The organism is Deltaproteobacteria bacterium, from assembly GCA_017302835.1.
GTDB lineage: Bacteria > Bdellovibrionota > Bdellovibrionia > Bdellovibrionales > Bdellovibrionaceae > UBA2316.
Genome location: JAFLCC010000005.1, coordinates 64,412 through 88,522, shown reverse-complemented (window position 1 = coordinate 88,522; position 24,111 = coordinate 64,412). Strand labels below are relative to the sequence as shown.

22 protein-coding genes are annotated in these 24,111 nt (G+C 37.3%); 11 read left to right on the top strand and 11 right to left on the bottom strand.

Annotation, left to right across the window (positions count from 1 at the left end):
- Positions 1–3: 3 nt before the first annotated feature.
- Positions 4–1,140 carry an N-acetyl-gamma-glutamyl-phosphate reductase gene (locus J0M15_07040; GenBank protein ID MBN8536791.1) on the bottom strand — a complete coding sequence of 379 codons (1,137 nt, stop codon included), beginning with the start codon at positions 1,138–1,140 and terminating at the stop codon, positions 4–6.
- 138 nt (positions 1,141–1,278) lie between these two features.
- On the opposite strand from J0M15_07040, the gene J0M15_07035 reads away from it, so the two are divergent.
- Complete coding sequence (locus J0M15_07035) at positions 1,279–2,154, top strand: DMT family transporter (protein ID MBN8536790.1); 876 nt, start codon at positions 1,279–1,281, stop codon at positions 2,152–2,154.
- Positions 2,155–2,185: 31 nt separating this feature from the next.
- On the opposite strand, the gene mnmH is transcribed toward J0M15_07035, so the two are convergent.
- The 3 genes from mnmH to J0M15_07020 all read right to left on the bottom strand — a co-directional run bounded on the left by mnmH (position 2,186) and on the right by J0M15_07020 (position 4,635).
- Positions 2,186–3,277, bottom strand: a complete 1,092-nt coding sequence (gene mnmH / locus J0M15_07030; protein MBN8536789.1) for a tRNA 2-selenouridine(34) synthase MnmH — start codon at positions 3,275–3,277, stop codon at positions 2,186–2,188.
- The gene (gene selD, locus J0M15_07025) at positions 3,270–4,307 is read right to left on the bottom strand and encodes a selenide, water dikinase SelD (GenBank protein ID MBN8536788.1); all 1,038 of its coding nucleotides are present in this window, start codon (positions 4,305–4,307) and stop codon (positions 3,270–3,272) included. The genes mnmH and selD overlap by 8 nt, the downstream gene beginning before the upstream one ends.
- A gap of 64 nt (positions 4,308–4,371) precedes the next feature.
- On the bottom strand, positions 4,372–4,635 hold the full coding sequence (locus J0M15_07020; GenBank protein ID MBN8536787.1) for a twin-arginine translocase TatA/TatE family subunit: 264 nt from the start codon (positions 4,633–4,635) through the stop codon (positions 4,372–4,374).
- Between the two features lie 137 nt (positions 4,636–4,772).
- On the opposite strand from J0M15_07020, the gene J0M15_07015 reads away from it, so the two are divergent.
- The 4 genes from J0M15_07015 to J0M15_07000 all read left to right on the top strand — a co-directional run bounded on the left by J0M15_07015 (position 4,773) and on the right by J0M15_07000 (position 7,755).
- Positions 4,773–5,249 (top strand): hypothetical protein, encoded by a 477-nt coding sequence (locus J0M15_07015; GenBank protein MBN8536786.1) that lies wholly within the window; start codon positions 4,773–4,775, stop codon positions 5,247–5,249.
- Positions 5,250–5,261: 12 nt separating this feature from the next.
- The gene (locus J0M15_07010) at positions 5,262–5,951 is read left to right on the top strand and encodes a response regulator transcription factor (GenBank protein ID MBN8536785.1); all 690 of its coding nucleotides are present in this window, start codon (positions 5,262–5,264) and stop codon (positions 5,949–5,951) included.
- A gap of 3 nt (positions 5,952–5,954) precedes the next feature.
- The gene (locus J0M15_07005) at positions 5,955–7,406 is read left to right on the top strand and encodes a HAMP domain-containing histidine kinase (protein MBN8536784.1); all 1,452 of its coding nucleotides are present in this window, start codon (positions 5,955–5,957) and stop codon (positions 7,404–7,406) included.
- A gap of 118 nt (positions 7,407–7,524) precedes the next feature.
- On the top strand, positions 7,525–7,755 hold the full coding sequence (locus J0M15_07000; GenBank protein MBN8536783.1) for a hypothetical protein: 231 nt from the start codon (positions 7,525–7,527) through the stop codon (positions 7,753–7,755).
- A 123-nt stretch (positions 7,756–7,878) separates the two neighbouring features.
- Here the strand turns inward: J0M15_07000 and folE are convergent, their stop codons facing one another.
- A complete protein-coding gene (gene folE, locus J0M15_06995) occupies positions 7,879–8,538 on the bottom strand; it encodes a GTP cyclohydrolase I FolE (GenBank protein MBN8536782.1) in 660 nt (219 codons plus the stop codon).
- A 9-nt stretch (positions 8,539–8,547) separates the two neighbouring features.
- Complete coding sequence (locus J0M15_06990; protein MBN8536781.1) at positions 8,548–10,032, bottom strand: FAD-dependent oxidoreductase; 1,485 nt, start codon at positions 10,030–10,032, stop codon at positions 8,548–8,550.
- 90 nt (positions 10,033–10,122) lie between these two features.
- On the opposite strand from J0M15_06990, the gene J0M15_06985 reads away from it, so the two are divergent.
- The 4 genes from J0M15_06985 (at position 10,123) to J0M15_06970 (ending at position 15,526) form a co-directional block, all read left to right on the top strand.
- Positions 10,123–11,916: an ABC transporter ATP-binding protein gene (locus J0M15_06985; GenBank protein ID MBN8536780.1), complete on the top strand. Its 1,794-nt coding sequence runs from the start codon at positions 10,123–10,125 to the stop codon at positions 11,914–11,916.
- Positions 11,913–13,742 carry an ABC transporter ATP-binding protein gene (locus J0M15_06980; protein MBN8536779.1) on the top strand — a complete coding sequence of 610 codons (1,830 nt, stop codon included), beginning with the start codon at positions 11,913–11,915 and terminating at the stop codon, positions 13,740–13,742. The genes J0M15_06985 and J0M15_06980 overlap by 4 nt, the downstream gene beginning before the upstream one ends.
- 104 nt (positions 13,743–13,846) lie before the next feature.
- Positions 13,847–15,244, top strand: coding sequence for a magnesium transporter (gene mgtE, locus J0M15_06975; protein ID MBN8536778.1), 1,398 nt, complete (start codon positions 13,847–13,849; stop codon positions 15,242–15,244).
- A gap of 27 nt (positions 15,245–15,271) precedes the next feature.
- The gene (locus tag J0M15_06970) at positions 15,272–15,526 is read left to right on the top strand and encodes a PepSY domain-containing protein (GenBank protein MBN8536777.1); all 255 of its coding nucleotides are present in this window, start codon (positions 15,272–15,274) and stop codon (positions 15,524–15,526) included.
- Here J0M15_06970 and J0M15_06965 read toward each other — a convergent pair whose 3' ends face one another.
- From J0M15_06965 to J0M15_06945, 5 genes are all read right to left on the bottom strand, one after another.
- Complete coding sequence (locus J0M15_06965; protein MBN8536776.1) at positions 15,527–16,285, bottom strand: EI24 domain-containing protein; 759 nt, start codon at positions 16,283–16,285, stop codon at positions 15,527–15,529.
- Between the two features lie 59 nt (positions 16,286–16,344).
- Positions 16,345–17,226, bottom strand: coding sequence for a DMT family transporter (locus J0M15_06960; protein MBN8536775.1), 882 nt, complete (start codon positions 17,224–17,226; stop codon positions 16,345–16,347).
- Positions 17,227–19,224 (bottom strand): ABC transporter permease, encoded by a 1,998-nt coding sequence (locus J0M15_06955; GenBank protein ID MBN8536774.1) that lies wholly within the window; start codon positions 19,222–19,224, stop codon positions 17,227–17,229.
- Positions 19,225–19,350: 126 nt separating this feature from the next.
- The gene (locus tag J0M15_06950) at positions 19,351–20,328 is read right to left on the bottom strand and encodes an efflux RND transporter periplasmic adaptor subunit (protein MBN8536773.1); all 978 of its coding nucleotides are present in this window, start codon (positions 20,326–20,328) and stop codon (positions 19,351–19,353) included.
- On the bottom strand, positions 20,325–21,614 hold the full coding sequence (locus tag J0M15_06945) for a TolC family protein (GenBank protein MBN8536772.1): 1,290 nt from the start codon (positions 21,612–21,614) through the stop codon (positions 20,325–20,327). The genes J0M15_06950 and J0M15_06945 overlap by 4 nt, the downstream gene beginning before the upstream one ends.
- Before the next feature lie 195 nt (positions 21,615–21,809).
- Here J0M15_06945 and J0M15_06940 point away from each other — a divergent pair, with 195 nt between their 5' ends.
- Positions 21,810–23,441, top strand: a complete 1,632-nt coding sequence (locus J0M15_06940; GenBank protein MBN8536771.1) for a hypothetical protein — start codon at positions 21,810–21,812, stop codon at positions 23,439–23,441.
- Positions 23,442–23,706: 265 nt separating this feature from the next.
- Complete coding sequence (locus tag J0M15_06935) at positions 23,707–24,084, top strand: CBS domain-containing protein (protein MBN8536770.1); 378 nt, start codon at positions 23,707–23,709, stop codon at positions 24,082–24,084.
- Positions 24,085–24,111: the final 27 nt, after the last annotated feature.

Here is a 24,111-nt window from a genome sequence, read left to right as displayed (position 1 = left end):
AAATTAAGTTAAGCCCGTTTCTGGCTTTAACCCATACATTAAATTTAAATTTTCTATTGCCTGAGAAGCCGCGCCCTTTAGTAAATTATCTATTTGCGAAAATAAATAAAGGTGATCTTCATCTATTTCATACCCAATTTGAGTTAGCGGAGTTTCAACAATGTATTTCATATTCAAAATAGTTTTATTTTCATTGACGCGACCCCAACGAATCAAAGGGTAATCAGAATAGTACTTCTGATAAGCTTGATGAACCGCTTGCTCTTTTTCTAAATCAGATTTTAATTTGAAACTCACTGACCATTGAGTGTAAATAGAAGAAATAATGCCCCTATGTATTGGCAACAAATGAGGTGTAAAAATAAATTCCACTTTTTCAGACAACCCCTGATTCAGAAACATTTCAATTTCTGGAAAATGTTGATGTTGCGATATTTTATAAGGTAAACACTCATTATAGATTTCTGAAAAAATTAAATTCTCTGCCGCTTTTTTCCCTGCCCCTGAGGTTCCAGATTTGGCATCTATAACAATACCCTTTGGATCGAGAAGGCCTTCTAATAACAAGGGTTTCAAAGCCATTAAGACGGAGGTTACATAGCATCCTGGATTAGCAATCCAATAAGGCTTTGGTTCCTGACTCGCTTGATTTCTACTAAACTGATTTCTGTTGAAGGGCACCAAACCGAAGATAAACCGGTCCAACATTTCAACTTGATTGTGATTTAATTTATAATATTTTAAATATTGATTAAAAGCCTGTTGTTTGTCCTTATAATTTAATCGAAAAGCTCCCGACAGATCAATAAGATGAATGGATTGTTTTTTAAAATAAGGAATTAATTCTAGAGAAACCTCATTGGGCGTCGCCAAGAAAAGAACGTCTAACTCACTTAAATAAGAGCTGTGAGCTTTTATTAAGTCCTCGGTGTTTCCACCCCTTGGCAAGGCTTTATACATTCGTGTATTGAACCCCAACTCTTCAAAATTAAATCCCCGACCTTGAGAGTAAAAATAATATCGATATTCCACTTCAGGATGTGACAAAAGAATACGAGATAATTCCACTCCCGCATAACCCCTGGCACCAATGACTCCGACTTTTATTTTTTGATTTTGATTTCGTGTTTCTGTTTTCACCGCAACACTATGCTTTTCGGTAGGGACTTAGTGCAAGAGAAATATATTTTTACAGTTTTTGACAGACGGCGATGGAACGTTTAGAGTCGGCAATCAAAGTTAAAATCAGGAGCCAAAGATCAGGAGCCAAAAATTAAAATGATTCTCAACTATTTGCTTTATTTTATTTCCATCTTCAGCCTTTCTCAAGCTTCCAATTTAATCAAATGGAGTGCCGTCCCCCCCGAAGTTCTGGGCTCTTGGCGACTCTTGGGGGCAAGTTCCATTTTGTTAATCATTTTTTTAATCAAGGATGGCGGCAAACTTATTTTTCAGTCACTTCGACCTCATTGGAAACAAATTTTCCTCACTGGATTGTTTTTCTTTTTTCATTTATGGAGTTATTTTTATTCAGCTCAAAATACTAAAATTGCTAATTGCATGATTCTCTTTGCGACCAACCCCTTATTTACAGCCGTAGGAGCCTATTTCTTTTTTAAAGAAAAATTATCACCCAATTTATTTATTTCCTATTTTTCTGCTTTTTTAGCTCTTTACCTTCTCCTATCTAAAACCATGGCTCTGAATCCTGAAAACCTAAGTGGCGAACTATCGGGTTTTGCATCGGCGATTTTTTATTCGGCTTATGTTTTGGCTTCAAAAAAAGCTCGTAGGCAGATTAATAATTGGTATTTTTCCATAGGAATTTATTCTGTTTGTGGTTTTTTATTTTTACTTCTTACCCTTTTTAAAGAAACGCCGCTCACAGGGTACCCTCAACAGGCCTGGTTGGGAATTCTAGGTACTATTCTGATTCCCACTTTTTTGGGTCATGCGATTTTTACTTATCTGATGAACTATTTAAATATCAACTGGATGAGCTTTGGAAAGTTATTAGAACCCTTATTCTCTTCTTTTATTGCCTATCTTGTTTTCAAAGAAAATATCAACTCGACAACCCAAGTGGCCTTTGCCCTCACTTTATTTTCTGTTTTTATTTTGCTCTACCCCAAACTAAAGTACTTTAAGAAATAACTTCTTTTGGGGACAGGCTCATTAAATGACTCTAGATTTCAGTAATAAAACTGAGAACTTCTTGATAATTTCCAGAAAATAAAATTTTTGGATTTCTTAATTTTAAACTTTGTTCGTACATGGGGTCATAGTAGTAACTCAATAACTTTTGAATCCAAACCAGATTCCCCATAGGATTATTTTCTTTAATCAGCTGTTCCTTTGCCTTCAGAAGATCTGCTTGAACTTCTTGATAACGAAGACCACCCAATTTGTTTTTAATTGCAAACAAAGCCTCTGCAAAATTTTTAAATAAATGATCCCCTTCGATTCCTGATACCATCGGTGAGATGATATAATCTTGCATGACCTGATGAGACCTCGTCTCAAGAGTCTCTTCGATCCATATTACTGGTGAGGACCTCATTTTAGCAAACACCGCCTCTGGCAGAACACAAGATCCAATCAAACGGCTTTCATCTTCCAAAAATATTTTCTTTTTCCGATCCTGAGAGATCCCTTCTTCTGCCAATATTAAATCTACAGTCAATTGATTTTCAAACTGAGCCTGCGTCGGCTGAGCTCCTTTTTTTCCAAAAGCAGACCCCTTATGATTTGCAAGCTCTTCTAAATCGATCATGGGGAGGTGTTTTCTGCTGATATCTTTCAACAACATGGTTTTGAACGAACCCGTTCTTCCCGAAATGATTATAAATTCGACGCGGGCCAAAGACGCCACTAACTCTGTCACTAAATACTGACGAAAGGCTTTATACCCACCATCAATTATTTTGACGTGAATCCCTTCTTCTTCCAGCCATTTCTGGGCAATTTGCGATCTTAATCCCCCACGAAAACAATACACTAAGGTCTCTGGATTTTCTTTTATTTTTTTTATCCAAGAAGAAATTTTATTTTTTTTATTTTCACCGGAAACAAGACGATACCCGATCTCAATGGCTTTGTCTCTGCCTTGCTGTTTATAGGTAATTCCAATATGTTTTCGTTCTTCATTGTCCAAAATGGGTAGATTCAGGGCCCCTGGCAAATGACCTTGGGCAAATTCAATGGGTGCTCGCACGTCGATAAGTGGAATTTTTTTTAAAATGATCTCTTTAAAGTTATCAACAAAAATTTTATTCAAACCTAAGATACTTTTCAAAATAAGGAGTTACGTTGCCAATAATTGCCGCCGCCGAAAATTTAGGAGTCATTCGGTCTAAAAGAGCTCCGGCCTGAGCTGGATCCACTGCCAATAAAAGCCCACCACTAGTTTGTGGGTCACAAACTAAGAGCTCTTGAAGTCGATTGACACGACTCCAGTCTGTGAATTCCAAAGCGTAGTCTTTATTTGATCGATGGGCTTTAGTTAAAAATCCGTTCTCTAAAGACTGAAAGGTGTTCTTAAAAAAAGGTATTTTTTCTAATTCAATATTTAAGGAGCAATTTGAGGCCCTTGCTAAATTAAGTCCATGGCCGATAAGTCCAAACCCGGTAATGTCCGTAGCCGCATGAATAAAATCTTTTTCGGTATCTGATAAGGTTTCAGAAACATTATTTAGCTGAGTCATTGACTCTATCACATCAACAATATCCTCTTCTGTGACTTGCTGTCTTTTTAGGGCTGCGGTGTGAGTCCCTGTACCCAAAGGTTTTGTTAAGATCAAAAGATCCCCTGGTTTGGCCTTTTGATTAGACCAAATTTTATCTGGATGAACATATCCAGTGACAGATAATCCTAGTTTTAAGGTATCATCGTCAATGGTATGACCCCCAACCACATTTCCCTTAGCCTCAAGAACCACTTCTGAAATACCCTGAAGCATATCGACAATCCATTGCTTCTCGAAAGTAGCGTTGGGATAAGCCAAGATCACCATCGCTGTTTTTACAGAGGCTCCCATGGCATAAACATCACTCAGAGCATTCGCTGCAGCTACTTTTCCAAATATCTTTGGCGTATCCACAACGGGTGTAAAAAAATCAAGGGTTTGTACCAAGGCCAGATCCTCTGTCACTTTGTAAACTGCCGCATCATCAAAAAAACGTCCATCAATCAAAAGCTCAGGGTGAGCCTTGGGAAAGGTCACTTTTTCTAAGATTTGATGCAATTCTGATGCGGCTACCTTAGCAGCACAGCCACCTTTTTGTACTGTTTGAGTGAGTTTCGTCATATATTTTAGTCACCGTATTTTGGCCATGGTATTTTAATCATTAATTTATTAATAATTATTTAAATTAGGCGTGATTTTTATCCGTTGTTTTTTGTTCTTGCCGCGAGGACTCTGCCGTTGCCTGAGACGATGATACTTTTTCGTTTGCTTTGTTTTCATTCTCATTCAAAGGGCGGGCCTTCGCTAAAGTCTCATCCTCATTCAATCCCTTTTTGAAACCGCGGATAGCCTCACCCAAGGATTTACCCAATCCTGGAAGTTTGGAAGGCCCAAAAAGCAACAAAGCAATACCTAAGATAAGCAGCAGTTCTGTAGCACCTAAATTCATATTCAACCTCTTTGCTAGCCATTCTATGATAGTAAATCAAAATCTTCAATAGGAAACTAATTCCTCTTTGATCTCAACCTTTCTAGAGTTATACTGGATACACTGTCGGAATAAAGGAAAATCAGAGGAGTATCAAAATGAGATTTTTATCGCCACCAGCACTCGGGATTTTATTTCTTTTTTCGTTTCAGATATCATTTGGACAAGATGATTCCTCCCAAAAAATTGACTCTCCGCAAGTAAGTCCCGCTAGTCCCGCTAGTCCCTCTAGTCCCTCTGGTCCATCGAATAAGTTAAGTGCGGATATCTATGAAAAAGATGCCAATGAAGACAAAAAAAGCCTCTCCTCCAAAGTTAATTTCATCAGAGAAATGGGTGAGATTGAAGTGTTTTTCGATGGGCAAGATAAAGGGCCCTATATCCTAAAAGAAGGACCTAACCTTGGTCTTTACAAAGATCGACTTATCAAAAGTCAAAAATCAAAGGAGTTAAAGGTCAACGTCAAAGTTGAAAAAGATTATATTGTTTCTGTAGAACTTTCCGAAACTAAGGAAAAACCAAAAGACAGCAAAAGCGATGTTGAATCAGTTCTTGACTCTGTTTTTAAAAAATAAAATAACCTTAGCATGCGAATACTCGTTGTCGAAGATCAATCTAAAATGGCCACCTTCCTAAAAAAAGGACTCTCTGATGTCGGTTATTCTGTAGACATCGCTGAGACTGGCGGCTCTGCGGAATCCTATGTCAGCTCTAGCGAATATGATCTTATTATCATGGATATTGGACTTCCTGATCAAAATGGTTTGGATACAGCCAGACATATCCGTCGAGATGGTTATGATGGCCCTATCCTGATGCTCACAGCGCTTTCAACAACGAAGGATAAAATTCATGGTTTGGACGCAGGAGCCGATGACTACCTTACCAAGCCCTATTCATTTGATGAACTCCTTGCCAGAGTCAGGGCCCTCCTCAGGAGACGAACACACTCCAATCAAGTTTCGAATTCAAAATTAATTTTCAGCGATTTAGAGATGGATCTGATTCAGCGCAAAGTAATAAAAAATAATCAAGAAATTCAATTAACCTCTAAAGAATTTTCTTTATTGGAATATTTCATGAGAAATCCAAATCGCCCCTTGGGAAGGGTGAATATTGCGGAACATGTGTGGGATGTTCATTTTGATTCTGAAAGCAATGTGATTGATGTCTACGTAAATATGCTTAGAAAAAAAATTGACTCCACCCAAAGTAAAAAATTAATTCATACGGTTGTCGGGGTTGGCTATGTTCTTAAAGAAGATGAAAAAAACTAATCCATGTATACCTTAAAAAATATATTCGGATTTCTTAATTTTAGAATAAAACTGGCTTTGATATTTGCTTTTATTTTCGGCGCCACGACCATCGCTTTTAATGTTTTTGTTTTTTCCTATTTTATTGGAGCGCTTAAAAATGATTTTGACGACGCTCTTTATAACTATTGTATCGATATTTCGGACGTCATTGAACAGCAAATATTGAAAGGGGTTTATGATGTTAATCCATTGCAACTGGGGCAAGGTAAAATATTACCTTTTACCCTAGGCACCTCCCTGGTTTTATTGAGACATAGAGACTCTCGCATCATAACCCAATTTGGTAATTTAGGTGATTTCATTCCTCCTTTTGAAACTGAAATTGAAAAAATAGTTAAGGGCGCCGATGCCGCTTACAAAACCGTTCATGATTTAAAAAACCTTCCAAATCCAGAATCTGACTCCTACAGACTCATTACCTTTCCCATAGAAAATAAAAATCCTAAATTTTTCCTTCAAGTGATCGTCCCAAGAACTTTACTTGAAACACAAATCCAAAACAGGTTGCTTATTTTTCAATTTGGAATTCCCGCGCTTATTTTTCTTTCCATGGCCATTGGATATTACCTTTCTGGCCGAGCCCTTTCTCCTGTAAAAAACATTATTAACGCGACTAAAAAAATAAATGCCAATGTTTTGTCCGATCGTGTTCCCGTTCCAGAAACAAGAGATGAGTTTAGACATCTGGCTTTAACAATTAACCAGGCTTTGGAAAGAATTGAAAAATCTTTCCAAAGCCAAGAGAAGTTTATTGCCGATGCCTCCCACCAGCTTCTGTCTCCGTTAACCATATTAAAAGGTGAATTAGAACTTTTTATAAAAAAAACAAACAAAGCTTCCGAAATTGATTCTTTCCTTTTAACTCAACATTTAGAAATAGAAAATCTGTCACAAATTATTCAAGACATGCTGCTTTTGGCCAGAATGGATGCCGGTTTTTCTTCTTTTAATATGATGCCTGTCTATCTTGAAGAAAGCATTTTAGATACCCTCCAAGTTTTAGAGAAAAAAGCAGATAAAAAAAGAATCAAAATTAATTTTCAAATTAGGGAAAACGATCATAACAATCCTAAAGTCTTAGCAGACCCAGATCTTCTCAAACATCTTTTCTATAATATCATTGATAATGCCATTAAATACTCACCTTATGACTCCTTGATTTTTATTGAGGTTGAATGGAAAAAATTGACTTGCCAGGTAAATATACGTGATCAAGGTCCCGGTATTCCAGAAAATCAGATTCAGTTTATATTTGAAAGATTTAGCCGTGCCCCTTCCTCAAGCCAAATTCAAGGTTTTGGCCTTGGTTTAGCTATTGCAAAAAAAATAGCCAATATTCATAAGGCGTCTCTCCTTGTGATTAATACTCAACCCCATGGGGCCGAGTTTCAATTTGAGATTAAAAATTTTTAATTTACTTTTAACTTAAAATTAATTAGGCTCTGCTATGATTTTTCTTAGAAGTAACAATTGAATTTAGAATAATAAACAATAAGTCTAACGACTTTTTAACACATCCTAAGGAGGATATATGAAATTAACAGCAATCTTATTAGCGTCTTTATTTGCATTCGCAGTTCAAGCTAACGAACCTGCAGCTGCTACAGCTGATGCAAAACCAGCTCCTGCAAAAGCACATAAAGCAAAAAAAGTAAAAAAAGGTGCTAAAGAAGCAAAAGCTCCTGAAATGGCTCCTGCTGCTGCTGCTGCTGCTGCTCCTGCTGCGACACCAGCTCCTGCTACTCCTGAAGCAAAGCACTAGTCATTCTTATTTAATAAGAATCCGTAATCTTAATCAATTACAAAAAAAAGAGCAGAATTATTTCTGCTCTTTTTTTTTCAATATCCTAAATGTTAAAGCCATTCCTATTAATTCTTAGAAAATTTAGGATCTGCATGAATGTAGAAATTCTTTTCTGGTTTCAGGACGGTTTTTGAAATCACCACGCAGATCATTGGTGATCGTTGAAGAATTGGCATCCTGAATTCCTCGTGCGATCACACAAAAATGTTTTGCATTGATATGGACGCCCACATGTGGGGTTTGCAAAACATATTGCAGACAATCAGCAATTTGTTTTGTTAATCGTTCTTGTACTTGAGGTCTTCGCGAAAAAAATTGAACAATCCTATTTATTTTGGACAGGCCAATGACCTTTTTATCTGGAATATAGGCCACGGTTGCAGAACCTTGTATCGTCTGAAAATGATGCTCGCAATAGGAAAGAACTTCAATATTTTGAACCGCAATCATTTGATTGTAATTCATTTTATTTTCAATAGTCGTCATTTTGGGAAAGTTCTTAGCGTTGAGCCCACTAAAAATCTCTTTAACGTACATTTTGGCTACCCTTTTGGGGGTTTCTTTTAAACTGTCATCACTTAAATCTAATCCTAAAACTTGTAAAATTTCTGAAAAATGTTTTTGAATTTTATGAATTTTCTCCTCATCACTTAAGTGGTTCAGCACTTGTGGAGAAGCTAACACATTTTTTAATATTTCTAAGGCTTCAGAGCCTCCTGTTTTAGATTCATTTTTCTTCATATTTCCCTCTTATACTGAAAACTTTTCGAAATAATTTAATTTAATGTTCTCAACAGCGTTAATGGCAGACTGAATGGTGTCATTAAGATTCGACGAAAATGGGGAAATGACATAGTCTCCAGCTAATTGCAAACTGCTTTTTGACCAATCGGCGTTTAGGCTTTTTTTCAAAAGAATAGCTTCTTTTTGTTTAAACGATAACTGGGATCCATTAATATAGGTGATTTTACTCCAGTCTATCGAACTCATAAAATTAAAATCCTTAGAGTTAAAAAAATTAAAGGCTAAATTTTTCTCATTTAAAAACCAATTAAATTCATTTTCAGTATTAAAATGAAAGATCGCAAAATTATCCTCAAGTCTAATTTTAAACGTGTGTTTATCAATAACAACAAACTGTGATAATTGCTTTGGTTTTTTGATAGCCTTTGTTTTTAGCTGAGCGACGGCAGATAAAGTGTTTTTATTCTCACAATTTTTTGCTAATTTTAAAAAATCTTGGCTCACAAAAATATTTTCAATGCCTTTCACTTTTTTTAATTCTGTAAAAGGCAAGGCCATTACGACATAGGGGGATGATATTCTTTTGACTCCCTCTTTGGTTTGTATTTGGCAAAGCCAGTTCTCGTTGGATCTCTGAATCTCTATTAATTTAGCTGGCAATTGCAAATTGTAATTCGGTATCACCCCTCCCACCCTTTGAGTCAGATGAATTGTTAATTCTTCCATGCCATTTTTAACTTTCAGCTTTTTATTTTGGAGGGTCTCTTTCTCTAACATCATTAACCAATTTAAAAAAGTGATCTCTGATTCTGATTTCTGAAAATAAAACTCAGCCCAAGATTTTAATAACAGTTTGGATTGCTGATTCAAGGCGGAATCTCTAAAAATATCACGAAGGAAGAGACTTTCGTAGGCCATTATCTTTTCATCCAATAACCATTCATAACTTTCATCATCCGCTGTGGCTTTTTTGATCCGGATAAGCTCTTTGTTCCAAGATTTAAAAGCTCCCGCCTCTGTGTCGAGTAACTGTTTAAACGGAAATACCATTTGACGATTTATAAAACCAAAGGAGTTTTTAAAAGAACTAGAATTCCTATCATCTGTTTCTAAATTAAGCTCTTTCAACAAATCTAAAACATTTTTATCATATTCATCAAACTCAAGGGCCCCTAAATCAAAATAAACATCCTCTTCGTTCGTATGCTGTGTCATGACTCGCCCCCCTGTTCGAGACGACGCCTCAAAAAGTCTATAGGGTATTTTGTTTTTTTTTAGATAATAGGCTGTGGTCAAACCGGCAATTCCGGCCCCAAATATCAATACTTCTTTATCAAATTTATATTTTTCAATTTCAAAATACCTATCCAACGCAGCACAGCCAGTAAATGCGCCAGAAGCCACCGTTGCTAGGGAAATGCTTTTTACTGAAGTTCCTACGGCCTCTTTCATAAACCTGCGTCTGGACAGGATTTTATTTTTTGCTTTCATAATTATTCTATGTACTATTATTTCTTAAATAGTACACTTTTAAAAGCCTTCTTTGACACCTGGACGCTCTAATCGACTTTTGGATTAAAAATGAAAAACATCGTGACCGACAATAGTGCTAAAAAAAAAACAAAAGTGTACCTAACGAAATATATATTATTTAGTCGCTTGGACAAAAGATTTTTGATCCTTGGTTTTTCCTTAGTGAGCTCTTGTTTTGGGATTCTTTCTCCCTATTTTCAGAAATCATTTATTGACCTTGTGCTTTACAAAAAGTCGACTCTTCCTCTTATTTTTTCAGGAGTTTCTCCTTTATATTCAATTTTTGCAGCATCGATATGTCTCCTTTTAGCCCAAGGTTTTAATCAACTCAGTCAGTATACGGGAGTTAAAGAATCTCTGATCATGCAGAAAAAACTGGCCAAAAAAATATACAATCAGATGATGTCATTAAAACTGGACACAATGACTCAAAAGCCTTTGGGGGAAATCGTTTCATTGTATGCTACGGACATCCCCAGCTCGACGGTTTATCTAGACCAAACTATGCCTTCTGGCGCCTCTACCTTTTTTCCTTTATTAATTACTCCCTTTGTTTTGGTTTATTTCTTTGAAACCCCGGTTTTTTTAACAGTTTTAATGATCATTCTGGTTTCTGTAATTAATACTCTTTTAGCTTTCCGACAGTCTAAGTTTTTTTATTTATTTAAGAATCTGGCTGCTGAACGCCTTGGCCTTGTTAACGAATGGATTCAAAATATTCGAACCCTGCGAATTCTTGGCTGGACCGAAATTTTTGAATTTAAAATAATAAAAAAAAGAAAAGACGAAACCGAGAACCGTGTGAAAATGGTTACGAACGGTCAAATGATGAACTCCATTTCTACAACTTTTACTTTTCTCCTGAACGTTGGAACCCTTGGAGTTATGGTTTTTTATTATAAAAAAACCATGTCCCCAGGGGAAATTTTTGCTCTTTTGTGGATATTAGGGGTCTTTCTGACTCGTCCCTTCAGACAAATGCCTTGGTTTTTTACCTTTGCCTTTGACTCGGCCACAAGTATCAAACGAATTGAAAACTTTTTAAATTTAGAAAATAAATTTCATTCGAAGTTTCCTGAAGTTTTAAATAAGGAATCTGCCAACATCTTAGAAATTAAAAATTTAACTCTCGAAATTAATGACAATTCCATCCTCTCTGTAAATTCTTTCCATGCCAAAAAAGGCGAATTAGTGATTATCGTTGGCGAAGTTGGCAGTGGAAAAACTCTTTTGTTATATTCCTTGCTTGGAGAAACCAATTGCCATTGGGATTCCTATCGAATTTATTCGGATAAAAAGCCACACCTTTGGAAAAGCCTTTTTGCCTTCGTTCCTCAAGAAGGATTTATTGTCTCGACAACTTTGCGTGACAACGTCCATTTAGAATATGATGCCAACAAAAATCAAGATCAACAAATCAGGAACTCCTTAGCACGAAGTGAATTCAAAAATGATTTTTCAAATCTCGAACAGGGTCTGGACAATGAACTGGGCGAACGAGGGGTCAATCTTTCCGGAGGTCAACGTCAACGAATCAATATTGCCAGAGCTGATTTTTTTAATTCAGATATTTTGCTATTAGATGACTCTTTCAGCGCTATCGACGTGGAAACAGAAAATAAATTAATAAATAATCTCCTTTTAACAGACTGGAAAAATAAAACTATCATCATGACAAGCCACCGCCTCAGCCTGCTGCCCTTTGCAGATAGAATTGTTTTTTTAAAAAATGGAGCCATTACCAATGAAGGAACCTATGACGAATTAACAAATAAAGATCCCGATTTTAGAAGTTTTACCCTGCAACTCACACATAACACCAATCCTTTTTTAACCGTATGAACAGTAAAATTGATAACGAAAACTATATTGAATCTTATTCTTCAAATGTTTTTAAAACCCTCTATTTGGCCTACTTGCCTTTCCGAAACAAAATATTTTTTATCACCCTTTTAGGTTTTATTGCCCGTATTCTTATTCTAGCTCAGTCAAACCTTATTGGCCTATGGGTAGATAAGTTGTGCCAAGATCCTATTTATTGCAGCTCAAAAACGACGATCTTAAGCAACCTCAGTTCAGATCAAATTATTGGCATCCTCTTTTTAATGGGAATTCTTGGTTTTGCGTTGACGGCGTACTTTAGAATTTTATTCTCCCGCTATTCTGCCTATGCGGTGTCTTCTATTTATGACCGTGTTTCCTTAAGAACCTCACGTTATCCAATGAGGTTCTTTGACCAAAATCCAACAGGTAAAATTATCACCCGATTTTCTTCAGACTATGGCACCGTTTTTCGCTTATTTGGTGGTCCCCTGGCAGAGTTCATTAGTATTATTTTCGATTTATTGACTATTGTGATTTTACTTATTGTTGCTAGTCCATATTATATTTTAGTTATTTTGTTTATTATGGCTCTCAATTATTTGGTTTATAAAAAAAATATTCAAAACTTAAGAGTGCAAAGAAGAAAGTTATCACGGTACCGCTCTCCTTCCATTGCCCATTTTGCCGAAACAACCCAGGGAGCCAGTACAGTTCGGGTTCTTGGCAAGGAAATGGTTTTTAAAACCCGTTTTAATCAATTAGATTCTTTTTTTATCAATCAAAAGTTAACCACCAACAAAGAGATCTTTAAATTTTCATTTCAAATGAATAGCCTAACGAGTTTAATGCTTTTTCTGGTCGGTCTTATCTCTTATTTCCTCTTACAATATGGAATGATTTCTATGGGATCCATTGGCGTTGCTTTTGGATTGGTTGTCTATTCTGGAAATACCATCCAAATGTTTTTTGAGTGGCTGGCCCAATTGGAAGAAGGCATGATTGGAGTGGAAAGGTTAGATAATTTCCTACACAAGCCCATTGAAAAGGGACAAAGTGAAGCTAAAATAAGCGAATTAACGTCTTCAATCACTCGTTCTGATTTTATCTCAACTCTAAAAAGCTCCCCCCCCCTTTTTCCTAGAGTAAAGATCAAAGTAGAGAATCTTTGGTTTCGGTATGATCCCGACTTACCTTGGGTTCTAAAAGGTCTCCACTTTGAAATTGATGAAGGGGAAAAAATTGGAATTATCGGACGAACAGGCTCGGGGAAAACTAGCCTCATCCAAGCTCTTTTTGGCTTTTACCCCATCGAAAAGGGGTATATTCAATTAAACGACAAACTACCAATAAAAGACATCGATATTAATTTTTATCGCCGTCATTTTGCTTATATCTCTCAGGAGCCAGTTCTGTTCCAAGGAACCCTTCGCGACAACCTAGACCCCTTAAAACTCCAAACAGAGGCCTCTCTGATGACTTCCCTATTGCAAGTAGGTTTTGTGGCTAGGGAGACTGAGCTTGAGATTTTAAATCTGCATATTGATGAAAAGGGGAAAAACCTATCGCTCGGCGAAAGACAATTATTATGTTTGGCAAGAACTCTGATACAAAACTCGCCAATTATCATTCTAGATGAAGCCACCAGCTCTGTGGATCCCCAATCTGAAGAAATCATGGTCAAAGCCACCCAAGAATTTTTTAAAAACAGAACACAAATTATCATTGCCCACCGACTTTCTACCTTAGAAAAATGCGACCGTGTGATTTGGCTAGACAAAGGGGAAATTAAAAAAATCGGTCCCACTCTGGAAATCATTGAACTCTTTCACAATGAAACATTATAATCCCTATTGGCCTTTGTCTGAATTATGACACATCAGGGCTGATAAATTGGCTCTGTAATTAACTGCTGACAAAATCCTCTCTTAGAAACAATATCTCTTCCTCTATGGCCAATGAAAAAAAAGATTTAGAAACTCTTTCGGAAAAAAATAACTCTTCTGAGAATCAAGAAGAAAATATCCACATCATTGAAGAAAGTATTGAAAATCAACTTATTAATTTAGCTTCCACTTGGCCAGCGCTTTCAACCACAGAAAGAAAAGAAAAATTTAGTTCCCTTCCCCGAACCGAGGCTGAAGAGTTATTCCTAAGTTTGAATACTCACGATCAGGCCGAGTTAGTTGCCGAAGTGGGAAGCCTTGAAAAAAGATCGTGGATCCGATTACTAGCTCCGGATGATGCCGCCGATGTGATTCAAGAACTTGGAGTTGAATGCCGTGATGAGATTCTTTCTTTGTTAGATCCGCAAACTCGGCGTGAAGTGACTGCCCTTCTTGCTTACTCCGATGATAATGCCGGGGGATTGATGAGCTCCCGCTATGCCCGTTTACGTCCAGAAATGACTGTAGATGAGGCTATCAGCTATTTAAGAATCCAGGCAAAAACACAAATAGAAACTATCTACTACGCCTATGTTTTAGATAATAGCCAAGTCTTACTAGGAGTTGTTTCTTTTCGCGAACTCTTTGCCGCCAACCCTAATAAACTTGTTCGCGATATCATGAAAGACGATGTGATCCGTATTCCTGTAAACTTAGACCAAGAACAAATTGGTCGAATTTTTTCTCAGCAAAACTTGATGGCCCTGCCTGTTATTGATGATGAAGGGAAAATGCAAGGTATCGTAACCTTCGATGATATTGCCACCGCCATCCAAGAAGAAGCCACGGAAGATATTCAAAAATTGGGAGGTGTGGAAAGCCTGGATGCTCCCTACTTAAAAATTTCTTTAACTCAGTTAATCAGAAAAAGAGCTGGTTGGTTAGCCGTTCTTTTTGTGGGTGAAATGTTCACGGCTTCCGCTATGGGCTTTTTTCAAACTGAAATTGAAAAGGCAGTGGTATTGGCGTTATTCATACCCTTAATTATTTCCAGCGGTGGGAACTCCGGATCCCAAGCGACAACCTTGATCATCCGAGCCATTGCTCTTGGGGAAGTCCGTCTCAAAGACTGGTTCCGGGTCTTGCGTCGGGAAATTATCACTGGCTTTTTGTTAGGTTCTTTTCTTGGTTTTATTGGGGCCTTAAGAATATTTTTCTGGCCTAACCGCTTAAAAGATTATGGCCCCCACTACCTCGAAGTTGCCGTTGCCGTTGCCGTCAGCATTATCGGTGTGGTCATGTGGGGTTCTATCTGTGGATCGATGCTACCTTTCTTGCTTAAAAGATTAAAACTTGACCCCGCCACCGCCTCAGCCCCAGCTGTAGCCACCATCGTTGATGTTACAGGACTGGTTATTTACTTTACCGTCGCTAGTTTAGTCCTTAAGGGCGTCTTGCTTTGAAACAACTAACAACCAAAGGAGTCCAATATGAACCATATTATTTTGATAGCCACATTGATGCTATCGTCTTTTTCATTTGCTAAAAAAACCTGCACTGACCAACCTAAAGAAAAATGGATGACTGAAGAGGCATTTAAGAAAATGGTAACTGATCAAGGTTATAAAATTTCAAAATTCAAACAACCAGGAAGTTGTTATGAAATTTATGGAACAGACAAAGATGGAAAAAAAGTCGAAATTTATTTCAATCCAGTTGATGGCAGTGTTTCAAAAGCTAAATAATTACTTTCTTAGATGAGAAACTAGTCCCAAACAATAAATTGAAAAAGATAGCGCCATAACAACTGGTGCTATCAAATTTAAAATTGGAATATACAACAGACTATTATTTAAAAATGAAAGCTGCCAAAATTCAGAATTGTATTTTTCTTTGATCTGCAGAAATTCTTCCCTAGAAACGTAATCCATAAAAACATCCATCGGGAACAATGACTTGACCAAATAAGAGTTTAAAAAGAAGGAAATCAATAATTGAGCCCCTGGTAAAAGAAAAAAAGGCAAAGAAACTAAAAGCCAAAACAAATAAATAAATGAAAATTTAATCGTATTAATAATACTGGCCATAAAAATCATTTTGTTGACGGATTTTTGAAGGGGGCTTTTTTTTAAATGATGGTAATACTTTTCTTCTATTACAGGTAATAATAAAGGTACTAAAATTAATGAGGTTAAAATTAAAATCACAAAGTAAAAGAAAATAAAAACCAGAAATAGAAAAATTAAACCTGCCAAAAAGCCAACTAGAGCCATTCCCATCCATTCCTGCAGCTTCAGAAGTGCGACACTCAGCCAGCCAAGGCTTTGTAGCAAGGACTCGAAAAGCTCAATCCCAGGCCCCCAGGTAGCAAATAATAGGATCAAACAAATAATACCTGCGATAATAAATGGAAGCAGGATTCTCAAAATGATTCGCCCATCAAAAAGACAGGCAAAGGCTTTAGTAAACGATTCGAAAACGGAAAATTGTCTATCAGTTAGCATAGGCAAACTTAAGCTAAGATCGTTGTAAAATGCAAATTAAAAAGCGTGGCCTGCGGGGGCTAGGTCATAGCAAATAGGTACAGGGCAAAGAGAAAACACATAAAAGCCGCCCACCATAAAGGGTGGGGCGCTTTTTTGGTCCTGACACTTTCAAATATTTCTGCGAAAAGAGGACCCGTTCCTGCCATTGAGGAAACGACACTCAGATGTCCCAAACTAACGGATTTAAGATAAAAATAAAGAGATAAAAAAGCCCCAAAAAAACTGGCTAAAACAACAAGACTCTTATCTTTAGATTTCATTTTAAAAAATTCTTTTTTTAAATTTATCTTTCGATAGACGAAATGAATGATAATAAAACCAGAAATGGCTCCACAAGCTCTAAAAAAATTAGCCTCCAAAGAGTTCAATTTAAGATTTTCATTAAAAGACTCTTTGGTAAGAAGCTGTCCCATATCATCCAAAAGAACCCCTGTTAAGCCCATCAAAATTCCCTTTAAATGCCAATGCCCAGAGGCTTTGTACCTTTCTAAGGATAGCAAATAAAAACACAAAACCATAAAACACACGCCAAAGATAATTTTTAATGGAAGAACAGAATTAAATAAAAAATAGGACCCAATTCCCGTAAAAAATGGCGACAAGCCAAACATCATGATCACTCGAGAGCTCCCAAGAGTTTTCATCCCCTCTAATAAAAATAAATCTCCGATACAAAGACCGACAAAACCACTTACCAGTAGATAGGTCTTTTCAACTAAACTGGCTGTAAAAACATGTTGATTTAAAATTAACAACAAGGTGATGAACAAAAAAGAAACAGAAGCCTTAAATGCATTCATCCATAAGACACTTATTTTTTTTGAATAAACTGTAAAATAAAAACTCCCAAAGGAAAAAGTCAAATTTGCAAGCAAGGAATATGTTAAAACCTCGTACATTTATTCATACCTTAGGGCTTCAATGGGATGAAGCAAAGATGCTTTTCTGGCTGGATAAACTCCGAAAATAATGCCAATCATGGCAGAAAAGAAAAAAGAGAGGAGAACTGACTGCCATGATACAAAAGTAGACCACCCCAGCAAACTCGAAAGTAAGGTCGTCAAACTCCAACCCAATAAAATACCAAGGAGTCCACCAATAACACTTACGACGATAGACTCTGATAAAAACTGAAGTAAAATATCGACCCTTTGAGCCCCAATGGCTTTTCGCAAGCCAATCTCACGGGTTCTTTCTGTGACCGAGACCAGCATGATATTCATAATTCCAATCCCCCCAACAAGCAATGAAATGGTCGCAATGGCTGCCAAAAGCATCGACATGGTTTGACTGCTTTGTTGCATTGCCTGCTGGATATCTGCCATATTACGAATTTGAAAGGCATCACTTTGTTGGGACAAAGGTATTTTGTGCAAATCTGTCAATAACTGATTGATGTGATCAATGGCGAGTTCAATGTTTTCTTGATTGTTGATTTCCACTTCAATCATATCTAAATTAATTTTTCCAAATAATCTCTTCATCCCGGTTTGTAAGGGAATCATTACCACATCATCCTGATCCCTAAAACTATTCCCCCCTTTTTCAGGAAGGAGACCAATAATCTGAAAATTAACTTTATTTATTTTAACCATTTCTCCAATTGGGTTTTGTTCGCCAAATAATTCTCTTCTGACCGTCTCACCGATTAAAGCCACTCGTGACCGTGCGGTGTCTTCTGCTTCCGAATAGATTCGACCTTGCTTGGGTTCGGAGTTATGAACACGATACCAAGTTGAAGAAACCCCTTGCACTGTTGTGTTCCAATTTTTTGATAAAGCCGTCAGTTGTCCTCGACCGCTCACTTGGCCGACAACACCCTTGATGTTGTCAATTTTCGTAGCTATATGGCTTAGATCTTCAAACATCAATCTATTGGCCGCTCCCGATTCTTGGGTTACTCCACCAACACGAATATTTCCTGGTCGAATCATAATAAGATTGGACCCCAACGAGGAGAGCTGCTCTTCAATGGCCTTCTGTGCCCCTTTTCCTAGGGCCAGCATGGCCACCACAGCACCCACACCAATTAGAATTCCCAACATGGACAAGAAAGTTCTGATTTTATTGGCCATCAATGTTTTGAATCCTTGTTGAAAATAATTTAAAAAATCTTTCAGCCCATGAATTAAATTCCATTTTTTATTTTTATCTTCATGGTCTTTTGTCTTTGCTCTTTCCTTCAAAAGCGTCGTACTTAGGCTGATCACTTCTGAACTAATTTCATCCATTCTGATGTCATCAGAATAGATGAGACCATCTTTAATTCGAATAATCCTTCTTGCTTCCTTTGCTATATCTTCCTCATGGGTCACAATCACAATGGTGATACCCTTTGCATTTAATTCTTTTAGGATTTTTAAAATTTCTTTTTGGCTGACAGAATCTAAATTTCCCGTCGGCTCATCGGCAAGAATCATTCTCGGGCTATTTACAAGAGACCTCGAAATGGCCACCCTTTGTTGCTGCCCCCCCGAAAGCTCATTTGGTTTATGCATCATTCTTGTCGTGAGACCTACCGACTCAAGAAGCTCTTTTGCTCTTTCCAAACCTATATATTTTTTGGAGTAATTTAAAGGCAAGGCAACATTTTCAAGAGCGCTGATTCTTGGCAACAAATTAAATTGCTGAAAAATAAAACCAATTTCTTGTCTTCTTAAATGGGCCAATTCATCTTCCGACATCTTGGAAACTTCGACGCCATTTAAGTTGTAGGATCCCGAACTTGGGATATCCAGCAAGCCCAATATATTCATAAGAGTTGATTTACCAGAACCTGAAGGTCCCATGATGGCAACAAATTCGCCATCATTTATTTTTAAATCCACACCTTTGAGAATTTCTAGAGTTTGCTTTCCCATTTGGTAGGATTTTTTGATATTTTTAATTTCAATCATAATTAAGGACCCTGATGAGCCAGGGGTTACGCCTATGACTCAAATCGAGGCCGCAGGAGGGAGGCGACTGAGGCCTGGCAAAGCCAAGTCGCAGGGAGTTTCGACCGACGAGAACGAAGAGTTGAGTCATAGGCGTAACCCCTGAGGATGAGCTGATTTAGACGGCGTTTTTTTGCTTCTATTATTGAAAGGCATAAAAGGACTTGATTTCTTTTCTTCTTTAGAATCCACTTTGAGAGCCACAACGTCACCCGCTTTCAACCCATCTAAGACTTCAGTAAGTTTCCCTTCAGAAACACCAAGGTTTATTTCTTTGAGCTGAAATTCATTGGCGCTATTTTTCAATAACACATTTGGTTTTCCTTTTTCATAAATAATAAATTCTGTGGGAACAACAAGAATATTCTCTTTGCTTTTCACAAAAAAAGTAATATTTGCGGTCATCCCACTGCGCATAAACTCAGGCGCCTTCAGAGGCAAAACATCGATGATATAAGTGGTAACATTGTTGACTGTTTTCGCCTCATAGGCAATACGCTCTACTTTTGAATCTACCTTCTCATCAGGATAAGAGTCTAACCTGACTTCGCAATTTTGATTTATCTTAATTTGTGCGAGATCCGTCTCGTCCACTTGAGCCTTAATAGTGAGTCTATTGGACATCACTAGGACGGCATCATTTGTGGCAAAGGTTTGTCCTTCTTCAACATTCTTTCGGATGATCATGCCCTCAAGAGGAGCAATGATCGGGGTTGGTTTATATAATTCTTCCCATTTTTTTAACTCCTCCGCACCTTGAGACCTAGCCGAATCAATAAGTGCAGCTCGTTCTGTTGAACTCATCCAAGCGAGAATCTGTCCTTTTCTTACTTTCACTCCCTCTTGAACCAAAACTCTTTCAATTCTTCCCGCAACGGGAGGCTTGATCTCCAATCGATTTTCTGGTTGTACCGTACCCGTCGCTAGAATAGTTACTTGAATATTTCCCTTAGCAATCTCTTTTTCAATCATGGGAACTTTAGTTGAAGAGCCCAAGATGAAATATTTTACTAAACCGAAAATAATGACTGAAATAAAAATCAAAACTAGAAAAATTTTTTTCACTCGAACACCCCAACACCTTTTTCTTTTTCCCAATTGACTTCACTGACAAGAATATCGTTTTTACTGGATAAAGTGGTTTTTTCTCGAAGTATCAAATCATTTTCAATGGTATTCCAATCTTCAAATTTCATCAGGCCGTTATTGTACTTTTGTTTTCCAATTTCCGATCTCATTTTTCCTGCAAATTCAAATTTTTCATCAACTTTATATTTTTCAATTGATAACTCATACTTTGAAAAAGTTGATTTTAACTTGGTTACTAACTCATTTTCCTTATTTCTGGTTTTGATTTGTTCTGACTTCCATTGTTCCAAAGAAGAATGGTACTGAGCACTGTCTCTGCCTCCAGAATAAAGAGGGACTGTTAAACTTAAACCCAAAAACCATTTATTATAATTAAGTGGGAAATTCTCATCATACTTCCCTGTATTTCCAGACAAGACGAGGCTTGGATAATAAGCACTTTTAGCCTTTTCAATGACGATCCTAGCCGCTTCTTCTTGTTGCTGCGTCAACTGATATTCTAATGAGGCCTTAGCTAATTCTTTAAACTGAGGTTTTTCTAGCACCACAGGGACTAACAGCAAGGGGTCTGGCGGTAAAATTTCTTCAGGTTCGGCAAGCCCAATGACAGAATATAAACTACTTTGGCTATTCTTTAACATCACTTCTGTTTGTTTTAGTTCAAATTGCGCTTGTTGAAAATAGGCCTCCGACACTAAAAAAGATCCCTTATTTTCTCTTCCACTGGAAAACATTAATTCAACATTTTTTAAGTTGTCCTTCCGTCTATCTAAAATTTTTTTTGATAACTTAGTCAACTCAAAGGCGTATTGATATTGATAATAGGCCTGTTTTAAATCTGAACTTATTTTAATTTTAACTTGTTTGAGATTTATTTTTGCAATCAATGTTTTGACTCGAGCTTCTTTAATTTTATTTTCATCTAAAAAACCCGAAAATAAATTTTGAGAAACTGACAAAACTCCTGAAATATTATTTTGAACCAAGGGAGATGACAATTCACTATAGCTCCTGGTAGCAGAGATACTGGCGCTTACTTCAGGCAAATTACCAGAAGACGCCACACCCTCTAGCTCTTTAATAGACTTGTATTCTGCCTCAGCCGACTTAATACTTAGGTTGTTCTCCATGGTCATTTTGATACACTCTTGCAACGACAAGGACGTTTGCAATGAGGTTGTCGATGCGGTCGCAAATGCGGTGATCATATCAATCACACAAAACAGAATCGAAAATAAAATAAGATTCCCTCTTAATTTCATACCTTCTTTTACCGGTTTTTTAGAAAACTGACAAACATTAATACAGTATATTTTTTTATTTCGTTTCCAGCGTAGACAAAGTTCTCTGTTTGGTATTCTGAATAGAGTTTTCTTTAATTAATATTAATTTAGTCTTAACATTTATCCAGACAGCAACAGCTACTTGTTTAAGTTTGTTTAAAGGAGTTAAGCAATATGAAAACTTTAATTTTTCTCGTCTCTTCTCTTAGTTTGGTTTCCTGTGATTTTATTAAAACAACAGGAGTGACAGAATCCACCGTATCGAGTACCAGCACTCAAGATGGATCCAACCCAACATCGACACCTGACTTTACAATAACCCAAGATCCTAATGTCCCCCCTCCTCACCAAGGTGATAATGGCACTCTGCCCGTTGTTCCTCCTGAAACTCCTCCCGATTTGAGTATTGAAGAAGGTTTTTCTATTAACAATGATGAACCTGCAACCTCATCGCCTTTGGTCCAATTGCAATTAAGAACCTTGAGTCCTTACTCTGTAAAAATAGGAAGCGCTGTTGATTGTTCTGATGGAATCTGGGAGACCTATGCGCCGGTAAAAAGTTTTCAGCTGAGCTCCTTAGCTGCTTTGGCTTCGGTGACGGTCAGATTTCAAGACTGGGAAGGAGGCCTTTCTCCTTGTTATCGGAAGTCGATAATTTTTGATAATCAAGGCCCTGATATTTTGTTTCAAAAATATCCCCAAGCTACTCTCGAAGAAGGAACAAAAGTAGATATTTCAGTAAATGTTACTGATAAAATCTCAAAAGTCATCTCCGTTAAATGTAAGCTTAACGAAATACAAAAAGAGTGTTTCGCGGGACTCAGTGGGATCACCATCCCTTCCCTACCCCAAGGAAATTACCTCTTCTCTGTTGAAGCCGAAGATGAACTTCATAATTTATCAAGAGCTTCTGTCTCTTGGAAAGTGAACTCCCTCACCCGTCTTCTCACGCAAGAAGTTGATGTCAATGATTATAAAAAAGTAGATATTTTGTTTGTTATCGATAATTCAGGATCCATGCAATATGAACAACAAAGCATGGCTCAGAGAACCTCACAATTTCTATCTATTCTCACTGGACTAAATTACCAATTAGCGGTCACCACTACGGATCCTCGAGATATCAATCTCGGTGATGGCCGTTTGATACCCATAAAAAATGGAAATGGACGGTACATAATTGATTCAAGTCAAGAAGTGGCCACCGCTCAAACTCAGCTGAGCCAAACTTTGCAACGCCCAGAAACGGGCTCTGGATCAGAACAAGGAATCAGGGCTGTTTATCGTTCAGTAGAGAGGTACAATAATAACGAATCTAACATGCGTTCTTTTATGAGATCAGATTCTCAACTGGCAGTGGTGTTAATTTCAGATGAAGATGAATCTGACAATACCACTAAAAACGACCCCCAAGCCTTACTCAACTTAATTCACTCCTCATGGTCAGGTCAAAAGAGATTTAGCTTCCATTCAATAATCACTCGACCAGGTGATACGGCTTGCAGATCTACTTATGGAGCCACTTATGGTGAAAGGTACTCTATCCTATCAAATTTAACTGGTGGTATTATCGGTAATGTTTGTGAAATGGACTACGCTAACCAAGTCAGAGGAGTTGCTGAGGGTATCCGCAATTTACTCAAGACATTAACTCTGCAATGTGCACCTCTAGAAGGCTACCCTATCACCATTTCAAAAAATGGAGTGGTGATAAACCCTGCTTTTATCGTGGAGGGTGTTAACTTGAAGTTTAATGCCGAGCTAGAACCAGGTAAATACAGCGTTCAATATTCATGTTTAAAATAGGAACTCTTATTTAAATTAGGAGGCCTCCCTGGCCCCTAATTTTTCCTAAGGAAATAAATTCAGACAAGCTGAGTCAATATAAGTCCTAATTTATTCCATATCATGATTGCAATCATACTCAAACCCCATCAGTTTACTAGAATCAATTGCTGTTCCTAATCCATTTAGGTTCAAATTTTAATCAGCCAACGGCTGAATCGTTACGTTTATTTTAACCTTCAACAAAGGAGACCCCATGAAGTCCATCCCTACCATAGATAAATACATGACCAGTGCACCTACCACTATTGGCGCTGAGCAGAGCCTGGAAAAGGCCTCAAAATTAATGCACGAACACCGATTCAGACATCTTCCCGTATTAAAAGGGGGACAACTGGTGGGGATTTTATCAGACCGGGATATTAAAATGGTTACCAGCCTTAAAGATGTTGATCCTGAAAAAGTAACCGTCGAAGAAGCTCTCTCTTCGGACCCATTTTCAGTTTCTCCTAAGGCTACCCTTAATGATGTCTGCTCTCAAATGGCAGAGCATAAATATGGTTCTGTCCTAGTTATTGATAATCACAAACTGGTTGGAATTTTTACTTGGGTTGATGCCCTTTATGCATTCCAAGAATTACTAGATACTCGATTAAAAAAATAAATTTATTCTCGTTAACTTTTAATGTTA